Genomic DNA, 21,456 nt, shown 5'->3' with positions numbered 1-21,456 from the left:
TGTTCGCGTCTTCAAAGCAGCGATTGCCCATACTCCAGGACCTGGTCGCAGACCTTTTCGGTGATCTGCTGCTTGAGCCCGCCGCCGCCGAGTTCCACCTTCTTGCCACTGTTGCCGCCCAGGATGCCGCTGAGGCCCTCCTGGTAGCCGGGGTCCGCGCTGGCTTGCCGTTCTCCGCCAAGCTTGCCCAGCAATTTGTCCTTGACCGATGCGGCGCCGCCGCCCAGGTAATTGTTCTTGGCGCAATAGCCCAGGACGCCCGCGATGTTGCCGGTGCCCACCGATCCCAGCGAGGGCAGCGACGCGCCGCCCAGTCCGCCGAGCAGCGAACCTTCCCCGCCGCCCGACTGCTGGCCGCCGCCCAGCGCGCCTTTGACGGAATCCAGGAGCTGGGCCTGGGCGGCCGGGATGCCGATGAACAGGCTCAGGGCCAGTGCGGCGAAATGGGGCTTGGTGATCGACATGCGTATCTCCTTGGCGCGGTGGAACGTTACGATGCGGGCGTGGCCCGTGCGCAGTGCGTGCCGCCCAAGCGTATACCAGGATGATGACGCCGACCAAGCGCGGCGCCCGGTTTCCTGACAAACGCCTGACTCCGCATGTTTCCGGGATATCCCCCGGTGCTCTACACTCGCCAGGTTGTGCCCTGTCCCCTTCCACCCGCACGGATTCCCATCGTGTCTTCCTCCGTTACACGTTCTTCGCGTCCCCTGGTCATCGCGTCGGTGATGGCTTCGATGTTCATGATCGCCATCGAGGCGACCATCGTCGCCACCGCCATGCCGCAGATCGCGGCCGATCTCGGGGGACTGAAGCTCTACAGCTGGGTATTTGCCTCGTTCCTGCTGACCCAGACCGCGATGACGGTGGTGTTCGGCAAGCTGTCCGATATCTACGGCCGCAAGCCCATGATGCTGGCCGGCATCGCCGTGTTCCTGCTGGGATCGGTCCTGGCCGGCTTTGCCTGGTCCATGCCTTCGATGATCGTGTTCCGGCTGATCCAGGGCATCGGCGCCGGCGCGATACAGCCGGTGGGCATGACCATCGTCGCAGACCTGTATCCGGTGCAAGAGCGCGGCAAGATACAGGGCTATCTCGCCAGCGTTTGGGCGATATCCGGGGTCCTCGGGCCCATGCTCGGGGCCTTGATCATCCACCAGTTCTCGTGGTCGTGGATATTCTGGATGAACCTGCCGCTGGCCCTGCTCGCCACTGCCGGATTCGTGTTCTTCCTCCATGAGCATCGCGAGCGGCGCCCGATGTCCATCGACGTGCCGGGCGCCGCGCTCTTTACCGCCGCCGTGGCCGCGCTGATGATCGCATTGACCGATGCGGGCGATGGGCAGGCGACCCGGGCCTGGATCGCGTTGGGCGCCTTCGTCGTCCTCCTCGTCCTGTTCGTCCTGCAGGAGCGGCGGGCGGCGGACCCCATGGTGTCGTTCGCGCTGTGGGGAAGGCGGCCGGTCGCCGCGGCCAATGCCGCCATGTTGCTGGGCAGCATGGTCATCATGGGATTGACGACGTTCCTGCCCATGTACGTGCAGGGCGTGCAGCATCGCACGCCCGTGGTGGCGGGTCTGGCGCTGACCATGATCATGGTGGGCTGGCCTGTCGGTTCCACGGTGGCCGCCAAGGTCTTTCCCCGCTATGGTCTGCGCACCATGATGATCGCCGGCAGTATCCTGGTTCCGCTGGGCGCCTGTGCGTTCCTGCTGCTCGCGCCGGACAACTCGCCGGTGCTGGCCGGCGCCGGGTCGCTGGTGGTCGGCCTCGGCATGGGGTTCATGGGCGTGTGCTCGCTAGTGCTCATCCAGGAGATCGTCGACGTCTCCGAGCGCGGGAGCGCTACGGCCTCGAACATCTTCGCGCGCAATCTGGGCAGCACGATAGGCGCGACCGCGTTGGGCGCCGTGTTCAATTTCGGATTGGCCCGCGCGATGGTGGATACGCCCATCACTTCGGAACAACTGAAGGGCGCGCTGGAGTCCGCGGCGGGCGCGAGCCCCGCCATCCAGCAGGCGATGCAGCATTCCCTGCACCTGACGTTCTGGGCGGTACTGGCCATTTCGCTCCTGGTCATGGCGGCAACGGCCTGGATCCCCGCGACCTCCATCGGCCGCACGAGCCGTCCCGCAGCCAAGGATGCGTCGGCAGGCATGCATTAGCGGCGGCCTGCCGGCCATACGCCACCAAATGTAAGCGGTGGCGCGGCACCCGCCGCCGGCTGGCCGCCATGGGAATTGCGGGCCTCGCGCCGCGCGCACCCGCATGCCGCGCCGCGTACCGGCTCGTCCGCGCGTGGCCGGCAAGCCGCCCAGGCGCGGCATGTAACGGGGTGTGAGGCCACGGCCGCCTTCCACGCATACACACCGCAACCTGCGGATTCCCAGGCTTTGGCACCATGGGGGTACTAGGAACCCAATTGGAGAGTGCCATGAAACGAGCATATGTCCCGGCCCTGGGGGCCTGCCTGATCGCAATGGCGTCGGCTGCCCTGGCCCAGCCGGCCGGGCAGGCGCCCGCGCCTGCCCCCGCGCCGGCCCCTTCACAAGGCGTCGCTCCGTCGCAGCCCCTGCCCACGCAGGGCGTTTCCGACGATCAACTGCGCAAGTTCGTCAGTGCCGCGCAAAAGGTCGCGATGATCTCGCAGGAGTACACGCCCAAGCTGCATGCGGCGCCGGATTCCGCCGCCCAGCAGCAGGTGCACAAGGAAGCCGACGAGAAGATGGTCGACGCGGTGCACGCGGAAGGCCTGACCGTGGACGAGTTCAACGGTATCGGCCAGGCGGTGGAACAGAATCCGGGTCTCGCGCAGCGCGCCCGCGACATGGCCAAATAGCGGCCGCGCGGGGGCCGCCCGTGCGGCCCTTCAGGGCTTGAACGCGCCGATGAATATCGCGGGGTCGACCCGGACGTCGTTCAAGCTCACATTCCAGTGCAGGTGAGGGCCCGTCGCGCGTCCGGTGGCGCCCACGCGTCCTACGGCGCCGCCGCGCGCGACTTCCTGGCCCGGCTGCACGTCGATCGCCGACAGGTGGCAGAACATGCTGATGAGCCCCTGTCCGTGGTCGAGGAAGACCGTCTTGCCGTTGAAGAAATAATCTCCCACCAGTATTACTTTCCCGGCGGCCGGCGCCCTGACCGGCGTTCCTGCGGGGACGGCGAAGTCCAGGCCGGAATGGGGGTTGCGCGCCTCGCCGTTGAAGAACCGGCGCAGGCCGAAGGGGCTGGAGAGGCGTCCCCCGTTCACCGGGCGGTCAAACATGACGTTGCTCGGTCCGTGGGCCCCGAACGTCCGGTAGGCGGCGACCTGCTCGGCCATTTCCTTTTCGATGCGGGCCAGGTCCGCCGGATCGGGATTGACCTGCCGCTTGTTCTTGAGCTTGATGTGCTGCGCCGCGTAGGTCTTGTCCCGCACCTGGAAATCCAGCGCGCGCGATCCGCCTTCCCCCTGTACCGAGATCTGCTGGATCCCCGGCTGGGCGTCGAGCGGAATGCCGACGACGGCGATCCACTCGCCGGCATCCTCGCGCAGCACCATCGTCCTGCGGTCGCGATAGGTCACTACGGGTGCGGTCGGGGCGTCCCCCAGGGGAACGACCGCGACGCCGCCCGGGACCGGTTTGTCGAGCAGGCGGCGGATGAAGCTTTCGGCGTGCGCGGGCAGGACGGCCAGCGCGGTGGCGGCGAGCAGCAGGCGGGAGGCGAAGAATGGCATGGACATGCGGACCAAAGGCGATGCCCAAGGGTACCCGCTGTCGTGCCGGTCGGGCAAACGCCGCTAGTTGCCATCGAGTTCCTGGTAGTGGCGGAATATGCCGTCGCCCCATGGAAGGCGGCGGCCGCTCGTCAGATACGCTTGCAGTTCGGGCAGATTGCTTACGCGCTCATGCAGCGCCATGACCTGCGGATAATCGCGCGCCAGCGTCGACATGCGCTTGGGGAAGGCGTAGAGCAGGCCATCGACCAGGTGATAGAGGGAGAGGTCGGCGTAGGTCCAGCGCCCGCCGTCCGCGATCCAGCCGCCCGGCCGGGACAGCACGCGTTCGAAATAGCCCAGGAACTTCGGCATGCGATGTTCGCGGAAATGCTCGGCCCGCCGCCGGGCTTCGGTCTTCTGCTCTTCGTAGTAGAGCTCCGAGGCGATCGGATGATGCACGTCGTGGGCCTCGGCCACCATGTCGGCGATGGTGAGCTGGATCTGGTTGACCCATAGCCGCCCAGCCAGGTCGGCCGGGGCGAGGCCGTGGCGTTCTCCCAGGAAGAGGAGGATGTTGGCGGTCTGCGATATGGTCATGTCGCCGGCGACGAGATAGGGCGGCGCAAAGGGCGGATGAGGGCGGTCCGCCGTCATGTCGGCCACCAGGTCGGAGGTCTCCACGCCCTGCTCGCGCGCGCACTCCCGGTAGGGGATGCCGCCTGCTTCCAGGGCCAGGCGGACGAACTCGCCGCGTCCGGGTATGCCGTTCCAGTACCAGAACTCGTAGGTCATGCTCGCTCCTTGGCAACGCTTTCTCCGTATCTTCCGCCGGCGGGCGGCGGGCGCAAGGCGTGACTGAAACAAAGTGCAAGCGGCGCATGCCGGCTCATGATGTGCCTTTCGGAATACGTCCGGCCGCGCCGGAAAGCGGGCTTTGCCCGCCGTGTTCATGGCGCTGCCGTTCCGAGCGCTGTGGCCAGCACGTCGGCCAGGCCGCGTCCGGCGCCGCCGTCCTCGTCAAGGCGCGGATTGTAGATAGTGATCTCGATGCCGGCTGCCTTGCCGCTCGCCAAGGCAACCCGGAGCACGGCCCCAAGCTCGGCCCACGACAACCCGCCCGGCACGCGGAAGTCGACAGCCGGCATGATGGCGTCGTCGAGGCAATCGGCGTCGAGATGGATGAAGAAACCGTCCAGTTCCTTTCGCGTCAGGTGGTCGACCGCCGCGCGCGCCGCGACCTCGATGCCCATCGCGCGCACGGCGGGAAGGTCGATCGCCTTGAGGTCTTTGGGGAGCGGCTGGCTCCCGTACTCCTCCTGGTCCTCATGATCGCGATACGCGAACGCGACGGCATCTTCGGGACGGACCAGGGGGCAGCGGCCTTCAATGTCGGTCAGGTGCGGCGGGCCGTAGCCGGTGACCAGGGCAAGGTCCATCGAGGCGCCCTCGCCGTTGGGCTCCGCCTCGGGCTGGAAGAAATCGGCGTTGCCGTCGATGAAGAGCAGGCCATAGCGGCCGCGCCGCCGGAACGCGAGCATCGAGCCCAGCACGATCGTGCAATCGCCCCCCAGTACAACCGGAAATTCGCCCGCGTCAAGCATCGTTTCCACGGCGTCGGCAAGCTTGGGCGACCACGCCGCAATTGCCTGGGAATTCAGGACGCCGGTCTGGGGATCGGGGACGGGGTGCTTGGGGGGGACCGCCAGCCGCCCAGCGCGGCGCGCACGGATGCGCTCCGCAAGACCGAGGCCCAGGAGCCGGCCGGGCAAGTGCTCTACGCCGTCCGTCGCCAAGCCCAGCGTAGAAGGGGCCTCGAGAATGGCATAGGGAAGAGTCGGCATGGGCGCCTCCGTCAGTGGCTGTTTCCCGGCCGTTCGCGCTTACGGATTCACGATCTAGAACTGCAGGCAGATCTTGCCGAAGTGCGCTTGCGACGCTTCATAGCGGAACGCATCGGCGAGCTGGTCCAGGCCGAAGCGCTTGTCGATGACGGGGCGCAACCCAATGGCCTCGATGGCGCGCACCATGTCCTGCTGCTGGCGCCGGCTGCCCACGATGAGCCCCTGCAGCCGCGCCTGCTTGGCCATGAGCGCAGCGGTGGGGATGTCGCCGCTGCCGCCGGTCAGTACGCCGATGAGCGAGATGTGGCCGGCAATGCGGACGGCCTTGATGGATTGAGCCAAGGTGGCGGGGCCGCCCACCTCGATCACGTGGTCGACGCCCCCGCCCGTGAGCCTGCGGACCGTGTCGCCCCATTGCGGGTCAGCCTTGTAGTTGATGGTGTGATCGGCGCCCAGTGCGCGTGCCCGCTCCAGCTTCTCGTCGGACGACGACGTGACGATGACCGCCGCGCCCATGGCCTTGGCCAGTTGCAGCGCGAATATCGAGACACCCCCGGTGCCCAGCGCCAGCACGGTGTCGCCGGCCTTGAGCCGGCCGTCGCAGACGAGCGCCCGCCATGCCGTCAGGCCGGCGGTGGTGAGGGTTGCGGCCTCGGCGTGATCGAGGTTCTTCGGCGCCCGCGTGAACCAGTGGGCGGGGCGCACGACGCATTCGCGCGCGTAGCCGTCCACCCCGTCGCCCGGGACGGTAGAGAAATTGCCGACCTGGGCCTCACCGTCCAGCCAGTGGGGAAAGAAGGTGGAGACCACGGCATCGCCGACGGCGAATTCGTCCACGTCGGGGCCGATCGCCTCGACCTCTCCGGCGCCATCGGCCATCGGGATGCGGCCGAAATACTTCGCATCCGTGCGCTGGGCGACGAGGTAGTCGTGGTAATTGAGCGAGCTGGCGTGCAGGCGCACGCGGATTTCCCCGGGACCGGGCGCGCCCGGGTCGGGCAGGTTGGCCAGATGGAGATGATCGAGTCCTCCGGGCGCGGCGAGCTTGACGGCTTTCATGATCGGGCCTCCTTTTCGATCCGTTGCGGCAGCCAGTCGTATGAGGCAGCCAGTCGTATAAAATAGCGCCGGGTGTTCCGGCTGTACATGCCCGGAACAGGTTCATGGCATCGGTCGGGCCGCCGATGCGGGTATTGACTGGATATTTCCATGAACCGACATGTTCCCCGCCGGCCCGTGCCGCGCGCACAAGATCTGGCCGCCAAGGCCCTGCTCACCCTCGAACGCTTCCTCCACATCGAAGCCGTCAGCGGCATCGTGCTGCTGGTGGCGGCCGCGGCCGCCCTGGTCTGGGCGAATTCCCCGTTCGCCGCCAGCTACCACGCCTTCTGGCATGCGCCGTTGACCTTTGGCATCGGCGATGCCGTCGTCTCGCAATCGCTCCATTTCTGGATCAATGACGCGCTGATGACGGTGTTCTTCCTGGTCGTCGGCATGGAGATACGGCGCGAGATCCACGAGGGCGCCCTCGCCGGCCTGCGCCAGGCCGCGTTGCCGCTGGCCGCGGCGCTGGGCGGCGTGGCGGTGCCCGCCCTGATCTACCTTGCGCTGAACGGGCAGGCGCCGCAGAGCCACGGGTGGGCGGTTCCCACGGCTACCGACATCGCGTTCGCCGTGGGCGTGCTGGCCTTGCTCGGCAAGTCCATACCCGGCAATGTGCGGATCTTCCTGCTTGCGCTCGCCATCATCGACGATATCGTGGCCGTATTGATCATCGCGGCCTTCTACTCGGGCGGACTCGACTACAGCGGGCTGGCCGTGGCGGCCGCCGGCATCCTGCTGGTGCTGGGCCTGCAATGGGTAGGCGCCGGTTCCGCCTATGCCTACGTGCTGCCCGGCGCGGTGCTGTGGATCGGCCTGCTCAAGACCGGCGCGCATCCGACCCTCGCGGGCGTGGTGCTGGGCCTGATGACGCCCGTCCTGCCCACGCGCAGCCACGAATCGCCGCTGGAGATGCTGCGCAGGGCCGCGGACTTCCTGGGTCGGTCCGGCACCGCGGACGCCCATCGCATTGCCGGGCAGGTGCGCGAGTTGCGCTGGGCGCAGCGCGAACTCATTCCTCCGGTTACGCGGGTGCAGATGGCCCTGCATCCCTGGGTAGCCTATGGAGTGATGCCGCTTTTCGCGCTGGCGAACGCGGGCGTGAGCCTCGATGGCGTGGATCTCGGCCAGCCGGGTTCGATGACGGTGATGCTCGGCGTGTCGGTGGCGCTGGTCATCGGCAAGCCTCTCGGGGTGATGGCGGCGAGCTGGCTCGCGGTGCGCCTGGGCTGGGGCAGCTTGCCGCCCGGGATGTCGTGGACCGGCGTGCTGCTGGTCGGCTGCCTGGCCGGCATCGGCTTCACGATGTCGATTTTCATTGCGACGCTGGCATTCGACGATTCCAACATGCTGGGGGCCGCCAAGCTCGGGGTATTGCTGGCTTCTTCCGTTGCCGCCGTGATCGGCTTGGCGGCCGGCAGGCTTTACGCCGCGCGGGTCCGGCGGCGCCGCACGGCCCCCGGACCCGCCGCGTCCGCTTGAGACCCGCGCCGGAAGGGCGCGGTCTTGCCTGCCCGGCCGGACGGGTTACGCAGGTTCCGTCTCGAAATCCACGAGTTCGTCGCCTTCGGCCACGAGGTCGCCCGGTGCCACGCGGAAGGCCACCACCTTGCCGCGCCGGGGCGCGGCGACTGCGTGTTCCATCTTCATTGCTTCCAGGATCAGCAGGGGCTGGCCGGGTTCCACCAGACGGCCGGGCTCGGCAAGGACGGCGAGGACCTTGCCGGGCATGGGCGCGCTCAGTCCACCCGGGGCTTCGTCGCCGCCCGTCCAGCCTGGCAGCGACTCGGCATCGGCCAGGCGCCACGTCCGCCCCGCCAGGAACACCAGGCGGTCGCTGCCCTCGGCCAGCACCGTGGTGCGGAACGTATCCGCGCCGAGCGTCGCGGATAGTTCTCCTTGGGAATCGAGTTCGCCGCGTGCGGCTATCGTCCTGCCATCGAGCTCCAGTTCATAGCCCGCTTCCGCGGTACGCACGAGTACCGCCCGCTCGGAGCCGCCATGGCGCAGGCGCATCCGGCGCTCGGCCGGACCGTTCAGCCGCCAGCCATCGTGCGGCTCCCACGGCGAACGACGAAGCGGGGAGGCCGCGGCGCGGGCGCGCAGGACTTCGGCCAGCGCCACGGCCAGCCATGCTTCTTCCGGCGGCTGGCGGGGGGCGAAGAGCAGTGCCGCTTCGCGCTCGATGAGGCCGGTGTCGATATCGCCCTGCGCAAAAGCGGGCGTGGCGACGAGGCGCGAGAGAAAGTCGACGTTGTTGGCCACGCCCGCGATGCGGTATTGGGCAAGCGCCTGGCGCATGCGCGCCAGCGCCTGCGGGCGGTCGTCGCCCCGCACGATGAGCTTGGCGATCATGGGATCGTAGTGCGGCGTGATGGCGTCGCCTTGCTCGACGCCCGAGTCCACGCGGACATCGGGGCCGGTGCGAGGTTCGGCCAGGCGGCGCAGCATGCCGGTCGAGGGAAGGAAGTCCTTGTCCGGATCCTCTGCGTAGATGCGTGCTTCCAGCGCATGCCCGCGCAGCGGGATGGCTTCCTGCGGCAAGGGCAGCGCCTGGCCGGCGGCGATGCGCAACTGCCATTCGACCAGGTCCAGCCCGGTGATCATTTCCGTCACCGGATGCTCGACCTGGAGCCGTGTGTTCATCTCCATGAAATAGAACTCGCCGTCGGGGCGGACGATGAATTCCACGGTGCCGGCGCCGACATAGCCGACCGCGCGCGCGGCTTCCACCGCGGCATGGCCCATGCTGGCCCGCCGCTGCGCCGTCATGCCGGGGGCGGGCGCTTCCTCCAGGATTTTCTGGTGGCGCCGCTGTACCGAGCAATCGCGTTCGAACAGGTGGACGTAGTTGCCGTGGCTGTCACCGAAGACCTGGAATTCGATGTGGCGCGGCCGTTCGATGTATTTTTCCACCAGCACGCGATCGTCGCCGAAGGCGGCCGCGGCCTCGCGCCGGCAGGAGGCAAGCGCGCCCGCGAAATCGGCGGGCCGGTCGACCCGGCGCATGCCTTTGCCGCCGCCGCCCGCGCTCGCCTTGATCAGCACCGGATAGCCGATGCGCGCCGCCTGCTCGGCGAGCAGGGCGGCGTCCTGGTCCGCGCCATGGTAGCCGGGCGTGACGGGGACGCCGGCCCGCTCCATCATCGCCTTGGCCGCGTCCTTGCTGCCCATGGCGCGTATCGCTTCGGCGGGCGGCCCGATGAATGCGATGCCCGATCGTGCGCAGGCATCGGCAAATTCCGCGTTCTCCGACAGGAAGCCATATCCGGGATGGATGGCCTGGGCGCCGGTCCGCCGCGCGGCGTCGAGGATCGCGCCGATATCGAGATACGGGCGGCGTGCCGCGTCCGTGCCGATGGCCACTGCCTGGTCCGCCATGCGCACATGCCGGGCATCGCGGTCGGCATCCGAGTGCACGGCCACCGCCCATATGCCCAGGGCGCGCGCGGTGCGGATGACGCGGCAGGCGATTTCTCCACGGTTGGCGATCAATATCTTCTCGAACATGGACAGCCTCTACATGCGGAACAGGCCGAAGCGCGTCGGCGCAACGGGCGCGTTCAGCGCCACCGACAGCGACAGGCCCAGCACGCGCCTCGTCTGTGCCGGGTCGATCACGCCGTCGTCCCAGAGCCGCGCGGTGGCGTAGTAGGGATGGCCCTGGGTCTCGTATTGCCGCAGTATCGGCTCCTTGAACGCGGCCTCGTCGGCCTCGCTCCACGACTCGCCGCGGGCCTGCAGCGCGTCGCGCCGCACGGTGGCCAGGACCGAGGCGGCCTGCTCGCCTCCCATCACGCTGATGCGGGCATTGGGCCACATCCACAGAAAGCGCGGCGAATAGGCCCGGCCGCACATGCCGTAGTTGCCGGCGCCGAAGCTGCCGCCCGTGACCACCGTGAGCTTGGGCACCCGGGCGGTGGCCACGGCGGTCACCAGCTTGGCGCCGTCCTTGGCGATGCCGCCGTTTTCGTACTTGCGCCCGACCATGAAGCCGCTGATGTTCTGCAGGAAGAGCAGGGGGATGGAACGCTGCGCGCAAAGCTCGATGAAATGCGCCCCCTTGAGCGCCGATTCCGAGAACAGGATGCCGTTGTTGGCGAGGATGCCGACCGGCATGCCGTAGAGGCGGGCGAAGCCGGTCACCAGGGTCGGCCCGTAGCGGGCCTTGAATTCGTCGAAACGAGATCCGTCCACCAGCCGGGCGACGATCTCGCGCACGTCGTAGGGCTTGCGCGTGTCCTGCGGGACGATGCCATGGATTTCCGCGGGATCGTAGCGTGGCTCCTCGATGCCGTCCGAGGCCGGCAGCGCCGGCGGAGGCCGGTTCAGGTTGGCGACGATGCGGCGCGCCAGGTGCAACGCGTGGGCGTCGTTCTCGGCAAGATGATCGGCCACGCCCGAGATGCGCGTATGCACGTCGCCGCCGCCGAGGTCCTCGGCGCTCACTTCCTCCCCGGTGGCGGCCTTCACCAGCGGCGGACCCCCGAGGAAGACCGTGCCCTGGTTCCTGACGATGACGGTTTCGTCGCTCATGGCCGGCACGTAGGCGCCGCCGGCCGTGCACGAACCCATGACGACCGCGATCTGCGCGATACCCTGCGCGGACATGTTTGCCTGGTTGTAGAAAATGCGCCCGAAATGGTCGCGGTCGGGAAACACGTCGTCCTGCCTGGGCAGGAAGGCGCCGCCCGAGTCCACCAGGTAGATGCAGGGCAGGCGGTTGGCCTCGGCGATCTCCTGCGCGCGCAGGTGTTTCTTTACCGTCATGGGGTAGTAGGTGCCGCCTTTTACGGTGGCATCGTTGGCCACCACCATGCAGGCGACGCCGTGCACCCTGCCTATGCCCGCGATCAGCCCTGCCGAGGGCGCCTCGCCCTCGTACATGTCCCACGCCGCCAGCTGGCCGATTTCCAGGAACGGCGAGCCCGGGTCGAGCAGCTGCCGTACCCGATCGCGCGGCAGGAGCTTGCCGCGGGCGGTATGCCGGGCGCGCGCCGCCTCGCCGCCCCCGAGGGACACTTGCGCGGCCTTGGCCCGGAGGTCGGCAACCAGCGTTTTCATGGCGGCGGCATTGGCCTGGAATTCGGCGCTGCGCGTATCGATCCTGCTTGGCAGAGCATCGTGCATGGCGTGTGGCTCCCCTGGAAGGATCAACGAGATTCGGCAAACAGCTCCCGGCCGATTAGCATGCGCCGGATCTCGCTCGTGCCGGCGCCTATTTCGTAGAGCTTGGCGTCGCGCCACAGGCGCCCCGTCGGATAGTCGTTGATGTAGCCGTTGCCGCCCAGGGCCTGGATGGCTTCGCCCGCCATCCAGGTTGCCTTCTCGGCCGCGTACAGGATGGCGCCCGCGGCGTCCTTTCGCAGCGCGCGGCCCGGACCGGGGCCGTCGCACGTGCGTCCCACCGCGTAGACATAGGCCCGGCACGCCTGCCAGGCGGTGTACATGTCGGCCACCTTGCCCTGCATGAGCTGGAACTCCCCTATGCTTTGTCCGAACTGCTTGCGCTCGTGCAGGTAGGGGAGCACGGCGTCCATGCAGGCGGCCATGATGCCCAGCGGCCCGCCGGCCAGCACGGCTCGCTCGTAGTCCAGCCCGCTCATCAGGACCCGCACGCCGTCGCCTACGCCGCCCAGGACGTTTTCCTCCGGAACCTCGCAGTGGTCGAAGAACACGGGATAGGTGTTGGAGCCCCGCATGCCCAGCTTGTCGAGCTTGGCGCCGAAGCTCAGTCCGGCGAAGCCCTTTTCGACGATGAAGGCCGTAATGCCGCGCGCGCCCTCCTCGGGGGCGGTCTTGGCATAGACGATCAGCGTGTCGGCATCGCCGCCGTTGGTGATCCACATCTTCGAGCCGTTGAGCACGTAGCGGTCGCCGCGCTTGTCGGCGCGCAGCCGCATGCTTACCACGTCCGACCCCGCGCCGGGTTCGCTCATCGCCAGGGCGCCGACGTGTTCGCCCGCCACGAGCTTGGGCAGGTAGCGGGCTTTCTGGCCGGCCGTGCCGTGCCGGTGCAGCTGGTTCACGCACAGGTTGGAATGCGCGCCGTAGGAAAGGCCGACGGCCGCCGACGCGCGCGAGATCTCTTCCATGGCGACGATATGGGCGAGATAGCCCAGCGCGGTCCCGCCGTACTCGTCCGCCACGGTCAGCCCGTGCAGGCCCAGGTCTCCCATTTTCTTCCACAGGTCGGCGGGAAACTCGTTGTCGCGGTCGATGGCCGCCGCGCGCGGTGCGATCTCGCCGGCCGCGAAGCCGCGCACGATCTCGCGCAGCATGTCCACCGTGTCGTTCAGGCCGAAGTCCGGTCCGTTCAAGCGTGCCATGCGAGCCTCCTCAGTCGTTTTTCGTTCTTTGCCCGGTCAGGCCGCTTCATGCGGGGCCGGCCGGTTCCGCGTGTCAGGCTCGGCTTCCAGGCGCGCGAGCAATTGCCGCCGACGCAGCTCGGCTTGCCTCGCCTGTTCGGCCTTCACATGTCCGTAGCCCCGGACCTCCTGCGGCAGGCGAGCCAGTTCGAGCGCCGTCTCCAGGCGTTCAGGCGCGAGCTTGGCCGCCACCCGCCGCATCGACGCCTGATAGTCGGGAATGGCCGCCCGTTCCGCGCGCCGCTCGGCCGTGTAGCCGAAGGGATCGAAAGGCGTGCCGCGCAGGAACCTGGCCTTGGCCAGCACCGCGTAGGCATGACGCATCCAGGGGCCGTACGCCTTTTTCATCAGGTGGCCGTGGGCGTCGCGCCGGGCGAACAGCGGCGGGGCGAGATGGAAACGCAGGCTGTAGCCGCCTTCGAATTGGCGGGCGAGGCGGTCGAAGAATCCCGTGCCGACGAACAGGCGGGCGACTTCGTACTCGTCCTTGTAGGCCATCAGCTTGTAGAGGCTGATGGCGACTTCGCGCGCGAAGCGGGTGCCGCCGGTGCGCGCCGCTTCCTGGGCGGCGATTTCGCGCACGAAGGCTTCGTAGCGGCGGGCGTACGCCGCGTGCTGATAGCTTGTCAGGCGCGCCGTCCTGTCGGCGAGCAGCGCGTCCAGCGAGTGGGTGCGTGGCGGCATCATCACCACCGTGCCGGATTGGCGCAGGCCTGCCGCCACCGCGACCGCCGCCGGGTCGAGCGCGGCCTGGCGGCCCCACGCGAAGGCGGCCTTGTTCATCTCGACCGCCGCGCCGTTGAGTTCGATGGCGCGCATCAGCGAGCTTTCCTCCAGGGGGATCCAGCTCTTCTGCCACGCGTAGCCCAGCATGAAGACGTTGGTGGCGATGGAGTCGCCCATCAGCGCGGTCGCCAGGGCGCCGGCCTGGAGGGACTCCAGGTGGCGAGTCGCCCCTTGGACCTGTTCCAGCATCGCCTGCGGCGAAATCGCCCAGTCCGGATCCTGGGTGAACGCGCCGGTGGGGGCTACGTCCGCGTTGATCACCGCCCGGGTCCGCACCGGCGACATCATGTCGAGAGCGTCGAGCGAAGCGGCCACCATCAGGTCGCATCCGAGGATGAGATCGGCCCGGCCCGCCGGCACGCGAGTGGCGTGCAGGGCCGAGGGCGTGGCGGCCAGCCTGACGTGCGACATGACGGCCCCGCCTTTCTGCGCGAGCCCGGCCATGTCGAGCACCACCACGCCCTTGCCCTCGAGGTGCGCGGCAATGCCCATCAGCGCGCCTATCGTGATGACGCCCGTGCCGCCCACGCCTGTGATGGCGATGTTGCAGGGTTCATGCAGTCCCGGTATCCGCGGCGCCGGAAGGCCGGTAGGCAGCGGCGCGGCGCTTCTGGCGGGCTTGCGCAGGCGCCCCCCCTCGACCGTGACGAAGCTGGGGCAAAAGCCTTTCAGGCACGAGTAATCCTTGTTGCACGAGCTCTGGTCTATGGTGCGCTTGCGGCCCAGCGGCGTTTCGAGCGGCTGGATCGACACGCAGTTGGACTGTACGCCGCAGTCGCCGCAGCCCTCGCAGACTTCTTCGTTGATGACGACCCGGCGCGGCGGGTCGGCGAGCTTGCCGCGCTTGCGCCGACGGCGCTTTTCCGCGGCGCAGGTCTGCACGTAGACGATGACCGACACGCCGGGCTTGTTCCGCAATTCGCGCTGGATATCGTCCATTTTGTCGCGATGGCTGATGGCGATGCCCGCCGGCAGTCCGGGCAGCTCGGCCAGCGCGTCGGGATCGTCGCCGACCAGGCGGAGGTGGGGCACGCCCTCGGCAACCATCTGCTGCAGTATCTGCGGGACCGTGGGCGCGCCTTCCACCGGTTGTCCGCCGGTCATGGCCACCGCGTCGTTGACGAGGATTTTGTAGGTGATATTGACGCCGGCGGCCACCGCGGCCCGGATCGCCAGCGACCCCGAGTGGGAATAGGTGCCGTCGCCCAGATTGGCGAAGATATGCGGCGTATCCGTGAAGAAGGCCTGGCCGATCCAGGTCGCGCCTTCGCCGCCCATCTGTGTGAACGTTTCGGTCCGGCGGTTCATCCACTGTGCCATGTAGTGGCAACCTATGCCGGCCACCGCGCGCGAGCCTTCGGGCACCTTGGTGGAAGTGTTGTGCGGACAGCCCGAGCAGAAATAGGGCAGGCGTTGCGGCGTCCCCTGAGCGGGACGGGTGAAGCCCTCCGCCGGCTTGCGGGCGGCGAGATACGGCCGGGCGCTCGGCCCGAGGGCCTCGGCGCCGATGACCTTGGCGATGCGCGAGGCGATGACGCCGGCGATGGCCGCCGGCGTCAGTTCGCCGTTGGGCGAGAGCAGGATGCCGTCGTGCGGGACGTGCACCCATTCGCCCGTTTCGTCATACTTGCCGACCACTCGCGGCCGCGCGGCGATGGCGGCGTTGTACAGGTGCTCCTTGATCTGGTATTCGATGATCTGGCGCTTTTCCTCGACCACGAGGATTTCGTCCAGCCCTTCGGCGAATTCGCAGATGCATTCCGGTTCGAGCGGCCAGGAAACGCCTATCTTCAGGAGGCGCAGCCCCATGTCCCGGGCCGCGGCCTCGTCTATGCCCATCATGGACAGTGCCTCGCGCACGTCGAGATAGCTCTTGCCGGTGGTCACGATGCCGAGCCTGGCGCCGGGCGCCTCCCAGTCCTGGCGGTTCAGCCCGTTCTGCCGCACGTATTCCAGCAGCGCATACAGGCGCTCGCGCTGCAGCCGGTTCTCTTGTTCCAGTGGCGGGTCCGGCCAGCGGATGTGGAACCCGCCGTCGGGAATCGGATAGGTGTCGGGCACGCGTATCTCGACAGCCATGGGATCGATGTCCATGGAGGTGGACGACTCCACGGTGTCGCTGACCACCTTCAGGCCGATCCAGCAGCCCGAGTAGCGCGACATCGCGTAGCCGTGCAGGCCGAACTCGATCAATTCGCGCACCCCGGCCGGATTCAGGACCGGGATCATGGCGGCGATGAAAGCGTGCTCGCTTTGGTGGGGCAGCGTGGAGGACTTGCAGGCATGGTCGTCGCCCGCCACCAGCACGACGCCTCCGTGCCTGGAGCAGCCGGCGATGTTGCCGTGCTTGAAGACGTCGCCGCAGCGGTCTACGCCCGGTCCCTTGCCATACCAGAGGGCGAATACGCCGTCGACCGTCGCCTTCGGGTCGAGGCTGACCATCTGCGTGCCCCAAACCGAGGTCGCGGCCAGTTCTTCGTTCAGTCCGGGCACGAACTTGATCCGGTGGGACTCCAGGTGCGGGGCCGCCTTCCACATTTCCAGGTCGACCGACCCGAGCGGCGAGCCCCGGTAGCCGGAGACGAAGCCGCCCGTGTTCAGCCCGGCCGCTTCATCGCGCTGCTTTTGCGCCAGCATCAGGCGCACCAGCGCCTGGGTGCCGGTCATGTACACGCGGCCGCGCGGCCGCGTGTATTTGTCGTCCAGGGTGACGGCGGTATCGATGGGATGTGCGCTCATGATGCACTCGCAGTCTGAAGTGAGGCGCGCAAGGGGTAGGCGCGACGCAGGTCCGCGTCGCAAGGCGCCGTGAAGGCCGAGTCGGGTAGACCGGCCGGGAAGCAGCGAAGAGGGGTAAAGCTGAGCGTCGGGGGAACTGCCGCGGGGGGAGGGCGTGGAATGGGCGAGTAAGGGGCCGCGGGGCCCGGTAAGACGGGCCGGGACGGGCCTGGGCTGTTGGAGCCTTCGTATGCATACCTTCGGTCGGCGCGACCCGTCGGCGCGTTGCGTCCCGCGACGGCCCGGGTCCCGCTTTCCTCCTCCTAGGCGGCAATCGACCGCGGGATGGAAGGTGCGTGACGATTACAACATACCACGCCGGCAGATTTTCGGTTCGTTTCTTTTCGTTATCGGATGGGGCCCCCCGCAGCGGGCGCCTTTGCCGGTCATTCCGATGCCAGCAGGCTCGCATTACCGCCCGCCGCGGCAGTATTGATGCTGATGGCGCGTTCCACGAGCAGGCGTTCCAGCGGGACGTCCGCATCGCCGGGCGCGAGGTCCACGACCGGCACGATCGCGCCTTCGCGCCGGGCGAGCTGGCGCATCACCGAACGTAGCCGGTTGCCCACCGCATGCACCAACGCCGCGTCGAACGAGGCCGACGCGGGATCCACCACGGCGATCCGCTGCGCGACTGGCGCGGGCAGCGACGCGTGCAAGGCGGCCGCCTGGTGATTGGAGGGCCAGAGCGCCGACGCGCCGGTGGCGAGGACGGCGGCCAGCTGCACCAGCATGTCGGGAGCTTCGTCCGCCACGCACAATATCGCCTCGCGCGGGCGTAGCGCATACACATCGAGCTGGCCGGTGGGGCCGGGAAGCGCGATTGCGGACAGCCCGGCCGCTTGAGCCGCGAACACCTCGCAGCGGGCTGCCAGTTCCCCCATGCCGCGCTCCCGCGCCCAGGCCTGCAGAGCCGGCAAGGCGGGATGCCCCGATGGCGGACGTAGCCATGCGGGCGCCGGGGGACGGCGGGCCATGGCGCGCAAGGCCGCATCCCGTGGCGCCGTGGACAGGAGGCGCAGCAGGTAGAGAGGGCCGCCCGCCTTGGGACCGGTTCCCGAGCGCCCCTCGCCGCCGAACGGTTGTACCCCCACGACCGCGCCCACCATGTTGCGGTTCACGTAGATATTGCCCACCCGCGCCCGTTCCACGACCAGCGCGACGGTTTCGTCGATGCGCGTGTGCAGGCCGAGCGTCAGGCCATAGCCGAGCGCATTGATCCGGTCCAGCAGGCTGTCGAGCTGGCGCGCCGGAAACCGCACCACGTGCAGGACAGGCCCGAACACTTCGCGGCGCAGCGCTTCCGGCCGATCCAGTTCAATCAGCGCCGGCACGACGAAGCTGCCGTGCCGGCATTCCGCCGCGTCCATGCGGCAGGCCCGGAAGACAGGGCGGCCGGCCGCCTGCATGCCGGCTATGTAGCGCTCGATGTCGTCGCGGGCCTCGTCGTCGATAACGGGACCCGCATCGGTGGCGAGGCGGTCGGGCCGGCCAATGCGATATTCGTTCATGGCGCCGCGCAGCATGGCGAGCACACGGTCGGCAATGTCTTCCTGGACGCAGAGCAGCCGTAGCGCGGAGCAGCGCTGGCCGGCGCTGTCGAAGGCGGATTCCAGCACGTCGGCCACTACTTGTTCCGCCAGCGCCGACGAATCGACGACCATGGCGTTCAGGCCTCCCGTTTCCGCCACGAACGGTACGGACCGTCCGTCGCTGCCCAGGCGCTCCGACAGCGCGGCGCGGATGCCGCGAGCCACCGCCACCGAGCCGGTGAACAGGACGCCCTGCACCCTGGGATCGGCCACCAGCCGGGCCCCGACGGTTTCGCCGCGTCCGGGCAGCAATTGCAGTGCGCCGGGCGGAACGCCGGCGTCCCGCAAGGCTTGCACGGCGCGGGCCGCGATCAACGGCGTCTGTTCCGCCGGCTTGGCCAGAACCGCGTTGCCCGCGGCGAGCGCCGCCGCGACCTGTCCGGTAAAAATGGACAGCGGGAAATTCCAGGGGCTGATGCAGGCGACGATGCCCAGGGGGCGATGCGAGGCATGGTCCAAGCCGGCGCGTATCCCGGCCGCGTAGTACCGGAGGAAGTCGACGGTCTCGCGGACTTCGCCCGAGGCATTGGGCAGGGTCTTGCCGGCTTCGCGCACCAGCAGCGCCATCCAGGCTGCGCTGTCGTCCTCGATACGCGTGGCCGCCCGTTCCAGGATGGCCGCACGCTCGGAAGGGGCGGTGCCTTGCCACAGCCGGGATGCATGGGCGGCGCGGTCGAGGGCGCCATCGACGTCGGCAGGCGAGGCTTCCTGCACGTGGCCCACCACGTCGGCGCGATGGGCCGGATTGCGGACTTCGCGGCGCGATGCGGGTGCGACGTCGTCGTCCAGCATGGGGCGAGCGACAGCGGTTCGCGATCCGGCACCCGCCAACCGGTGCGAGAGCTGCAGCAGGACGGCTTCGCTGGACCAGTCCAGTCCTCGCGAATTTGCGCGTTCCGCGCCGTAGAGATCGCGCGGAAGCGGTATGCGCGGATTCGGGGTGCCGATGTCGCCGCCGCTTGCGCCGATGTCGCGCACGGACGCCAGCGGGTCCTGGAGCACGACCTCGAGCGGGATCTCGCGGTCGGCGATCCGGTGAACGAAGGAGGTGTTGGCGCCGTTTTCAAGCAGCCGCCGCACCAGGTAGGCCAGCAGCGTGTCGTGCGGACCGACCGGCGCGTAGATGCGGCAGGGGCGGCCCAGCCCGCCATCCGAAGGAGCGCCGACGACCTGCTCGTAGAGCGGTTCGCCCATGCCATGCAGGCATTGGAACTCGTATTGGCCAGGGCGGAAGCTCCCGGGATCCGCGAGGTGGTAGATCGTCGCCAGGGTGTGGGCATTGTGGGTGGCGAACTGCGGAAACACGGCGTCGGATGCGGCCAGCAGCTTGCGCGCGCACGCGAGATAGGCGATGTCGGTATGCGGCTTGCGGGTATAGACCGGATAGTCGTCCAGGCCCTGGACCTGGGCGAGCTTGATTTCGCTGTCCCAGTACGCACCCTTGACCAGGCGGACCATGAGCCGGTGCCCGCTGGCGCGGGCCAGGGCAACGAGATGGTCGACGACGCGCAGGCTGCGTTTCTGGTAGGCCTGCACCACGAAGCCCAGGCCATGCCAGCCGGCCAGTCCGGCATCGGCGCAGAGCCGCTCCAGCAGGTCCAGCGAAAGATCCAGGCGCGCGGCTTCTTCGGCGTCGATGTTCAGGCCCATGTCGTAACCCCGCGCGCTCCGGGCCAGCGCGAGCAGGCGAGGATACATTTCGTCCAGTACCCGTTCCCGCTGGCTGCGTGCATAGCGGGGATGCAGTGCGGACAGCTTGATCGAGATGCCGGGTCCGTCGTAGGGCGTCTTGCCGCGCGAGGCCTGGCCGATGCGATGGATGGCGTGCTCGTACGCCTGCATGTAGCGCTGGGCATCGGCGTCGGTCACGGCCGCTTCGCCCAGCATGTCGTACGAGTGGGTGTAGCCTTGTTCTTCCTGCCCGCGGGCGCGGTCCAGCGCCTGGTCGATGCTGCGGCCGGCGACGAACTGCTCGCCCAGCATGCGCATGGCCGCATCCACCGCGCGCCGCACCAGGGGCTCCCCGCCTTTCTCGATGAGTCCCGCCAGCGCGGCCTGCAGGCCCGAGCCCTGTTGCGCCGCATACAGCCGGCCGGTGATCAGGAGACCCCAGACCGCGGCATTGACGAACAGCGAGGAGCTGTGTCCCAGGTGGGCCGCCCAGCGCCCCTTGCCGATCTTGTCGCGGATGAGCGCGTCCCGCGTGGCGGCATCCGGTATGCGCAGGATGGACTCGGCCAGGCACATCAGCGCGATGCCTTCCTCGGACGAGAGCGAGAATTCCTGCAACAGCATCTGTGCCAGGCCGCCGGCCGCCGGCGCGTCGCCGCGGCGGCGCAGGGCCGATGCGAGCCGATAGGCGAGGTCCATGGCCGGGGACGCGTCGCGGGAGGTATCGATCTCGTCCAGGAGCACCGCCACCATGTCCTGCTCGGCGCGCCGGTAGTCGGCCGTGATGGCGGCGCGCGAGCCCGATTGCGGCGCGGCCTGGCGGATGAAATCCTCGAAAGGCCCGGGCGTGGATTCAGGAAGCATCGGTTGCCACCTCCAGCGTATCGAGGTCCAGAAGCGTGAAGCGTCCGCCCGGCATCCAGCCGCCGGTATCGATATGGAACACGTTGCCCAGGACCACGGGTTCGGCAACCGGCGTGTGGCCTACCACCAGGGCCCGCAGGCCGGCGACGCCGCTGGCGTCTTCCCGCTGCAGCCGCTCGCGCGTCCACATCGCGCGGTCTCGCGCCGCGCGCCGCAGGCGCAGCGCGATGCCCAGACGGCTCCAGTCGCGCACGGGGCAGTCCGCATGCACGATCCCTACCGGCCCGGCATCGGTCTGGACCTCGATCGCCAGCGGCAGCTGGCTGAAGGCTTGCGCAAAGCTGGGCCGCCGCGCGGGGTCCAGCGTCACGAACCATTCCCCGCCATTGGCGATGTAGCTGCCCACGTCCACCGGGTTGCCCTTGGCATAGCGCATGGCGATGTCTTCGTGGTTGCCGCGGACGGCATGGAACCACGGCTGCGCAAGCCATATCAGAGCTTGCTCGCACTCCGGCCCGCGGTCGACCAGGTCGCCAACGCTGAAGAGCCGGTCGACGCCGGGGTCGAAGCCTATACGGTCCAGCGCCGCCTGCAGGCGCGTGAAATGGCCATGGATGTCTCCAACCGCGAAATCGCGGCCGCGTTCATTGCGTTCATAGCGGGCGAGAAGAGCGGGCATGGGCAAGGTGGTTCGAGACCCGATGTCCAATGATATGCCTTCCCACCGCCCGCCACAGGCCGGTGTGGCGGGCGCG

14 protein-coding genes are annotated in these 21,456 nt (G+C 68.6%); 3 read left to right on the top strand and 11 right to left on the bottom strand.

The features are described 5' to 3' along the window. Nucleotides 1-11: 11 nt before the first annotated feature. On the bottom strand, nt 12-464 hold the full coding sequence (locus CDO44_RS18980; RefSeq protein WP_087781853.1) for a DUF2501 domain-containing protein: 453 nt from the start codon (nt 462-464) through the stop codon (nt 12-14). Nucleotides 465-599: 135 nt separating this feature from the next. On the opposite strand from CDO44_RS18980, the gene CDO44_RS18975 reads away from it, so the two are divergent. Then, complete coding sequence (locus tag CDO44_RS18975) at nt 600-2,165, top strand: MDR family MFS transporter (protein ID WP_144389554.1); 1,566 nt, start codon at nt 600-602, stop codon at nt 2,163-2,165. 269 nt (nt 2,166-2,434) lie between these two features. Beyond that, on the top strand, nt 2,435-2,839 hold the full coding sequence (locus tag CDO44_RS18970) for a DUF4168 domain-containing protein (RefSeq protein WP_087781851.1): 405 nt from the start codon (nt 2,435-2,437) through the stop codon (nt 2,837-2,839). A gap of 30 nt (nt 2,840-2,869) precedes the next feature. On the opposite strand, the gene CDO44_RS18965 is transcribed toward CDO44_RS18970, so the two are convergent. The 4 genes from CDO44_RS18965 to CDO44_RS18950 all read right to left on the bottom strand — a co-directional run bounded on the left by CDO44_RS18965 (nt 2,870) and on the right by CDO44_RS18950 (nt 6,600). Continuing rightward, nucleotides 2,870-3,724 carry a peptidoglycan DD-metalloendopeptidase family protein gene (locus tag CDO44_RS18965; protein WP_198951395.1) on the bottom strand — a complete coding sequence of 285 codons (855 nt, stop codon included), beginning with the start codon at nt 3,722-3,724 and terminating at the stop codon, nt 2,870-2,872. A gap of 57 nt (nt 3,725-3,781) precedes the next feature. Beyond that, nucleotides 3,782-4,492 carry a glutathione S-transferase gene (locus CDO44_RS18960; RefSeq protein WP_087781850.1) on the bottom strand — a complete coding sequence of 237 codons (711 nt, stop codon included), beginning with the start codon at nt 4,490-4,492 and terminating at the stop codon, nt 3,782-3,784. 155 nt (nt 4,493-4,647) lie between these two features. Next, a complete protein-coding gene (locus CDO44_RS18955) occupies nt 4,648-5,541 on the bottom strand; it encodes an arginase family protein (RefSeq protein WP_087781849.1) in 894 nt (297 codons plus the stop codon). Between the two features lie 54 nt (nt 5,542-5,595). Then, the gene (locus tag CDO44_RS18950) at nt 5,596-6,600 is read right to left on the bottom strand and encodes an NAD(P)-dependent alcohol dehydrogenase (protein ID WP_087781848.1); all 1,005 of its coding nucleotides are present in this window, start codon (nt 6,598-6,600) and stop codon (nt 5,596-5,598) included. A 150-nt stretch (nt 6,601-6,750) separates the two neighbouring features. On the opposite strand from CDO44_RS18950, the gene nhaA reads away from it, so the two are divergent. Continuing rightward, nucleotides 6,751-8,124 (top strand): Na+/H+ antiporter NhaA, encoded by a 1,374-nt coding sequence (gene nhaA, locus CDO44_RS18945; protein WP_198951394.1) that lies wholly within the window; start codon nt 6,751-6,753, stop codon nt 8,122-8,124. A gap of 45 nt (nt 8,125-8,169) precedes the next feature. On the opposite strand, the gene CDO44_RS18940 is transcribed toward nhaA, so the two are convergent. The 6 genes from CDO44_RS18940 to CDO44_RS18915 all read right to left on the bottom strand — a co-directional run bounded on the left by CDO44_RS18940 (nt 8,170) and on the right by CDO44_RS18915 (nt 21,380). Continuing rightward, nucleotides 8,170-10,152, bottom strand: coding sequence for an acetyl/propionyl/methylcrotonyl-CoA carboxylase subunit alpha (locus CDO44_RS18940; RefSeq protein ID WP_087781847.1), 1,983 nt, complete (start codon nt 10,150-10,152; stop codon nt 8,170-8,172). Nucleotides 10,153-10,161: 9 nt separating this feature from the next. Further along, nucleotides 10,162-11,772, bottom strand: coding sequence for a carboxyl transferase domain-containing protein (locus CDO44_RS18935; protein WP_087781846.1), 1,611 nt, complete (start codon nt 11,770-11,772; stop codon nt 10,162-10,164). A 23-nt stretch (nt 11,773-11,795) separates the two neighbouring features. Next, nucleotides 11,796-12,971, bottom strand: a complete 1,176-nt coding sequence (locus CDO44_RS18930; RefSeq protein WP_198951393.1) for an isovaleryl-CoA dehydrogenase — start codon at nt 12,969-12,971, stop codon at nt 11,796-11,798. Nucleotides 12,972-13,007: 36 nt separating this feature from the next. Further along, nucleotides 13,008-16,535 (bottom strand): indolepyruvate ferredoxin oxidoreductase family protein, encoded by a 3,528-nt coding sequence (locus CDO44_RS18925; RefSeq protein WP_087781845.1) that lies wholly within the window; start codon nt 16,533-16,535, stop codon nt 13,008-13,010. A gap of 425 nt (nt 16,536-16,960) precedes the next feature. After that, entirely contained in the window at nt 16,961-20,701 is a 3,741-nt protein-coding gene (putA, locus tag CDO44_RS18920) for a trifunctional transcriptional regulator/proline dehydrogenase/L-glutamate gamma-semialdehyde dehydrogenase (protein ID WP_087781844.1), read from the bottom strand. Beyond that, nucleotides 20,691-21,380: a metallophosphoesterase gene (locus CDO44_RS18915; RefSeq protein ID WP_087781843.1), complete on the bottom strand. Its 690-nt coding sequence runs from the start codon at nt 21,378-21,380 to the stop codon at nt 20,691-20,693. The genes putA and CDO44_RS18915 overlap by 11 nt, the downstream gene beginning before the upstream one ends. Nucleotides 21,381-21,456 lie beyond the last annotated feature (76 nt).

The organism is Pigmentiphaga sp. NML080357, assembly GCF_002188465.1.
Lineage (GTDB): Bacteria > Pseudomonadota > Gammaproteobacteria > Burkholderiales > Burkholderiaceae_B > Pigmentiphaga.
Note: the sequence above shows the minus strand (reverse complement) of the source record. Positions and strands in the feature narration are given on the sequence as shown.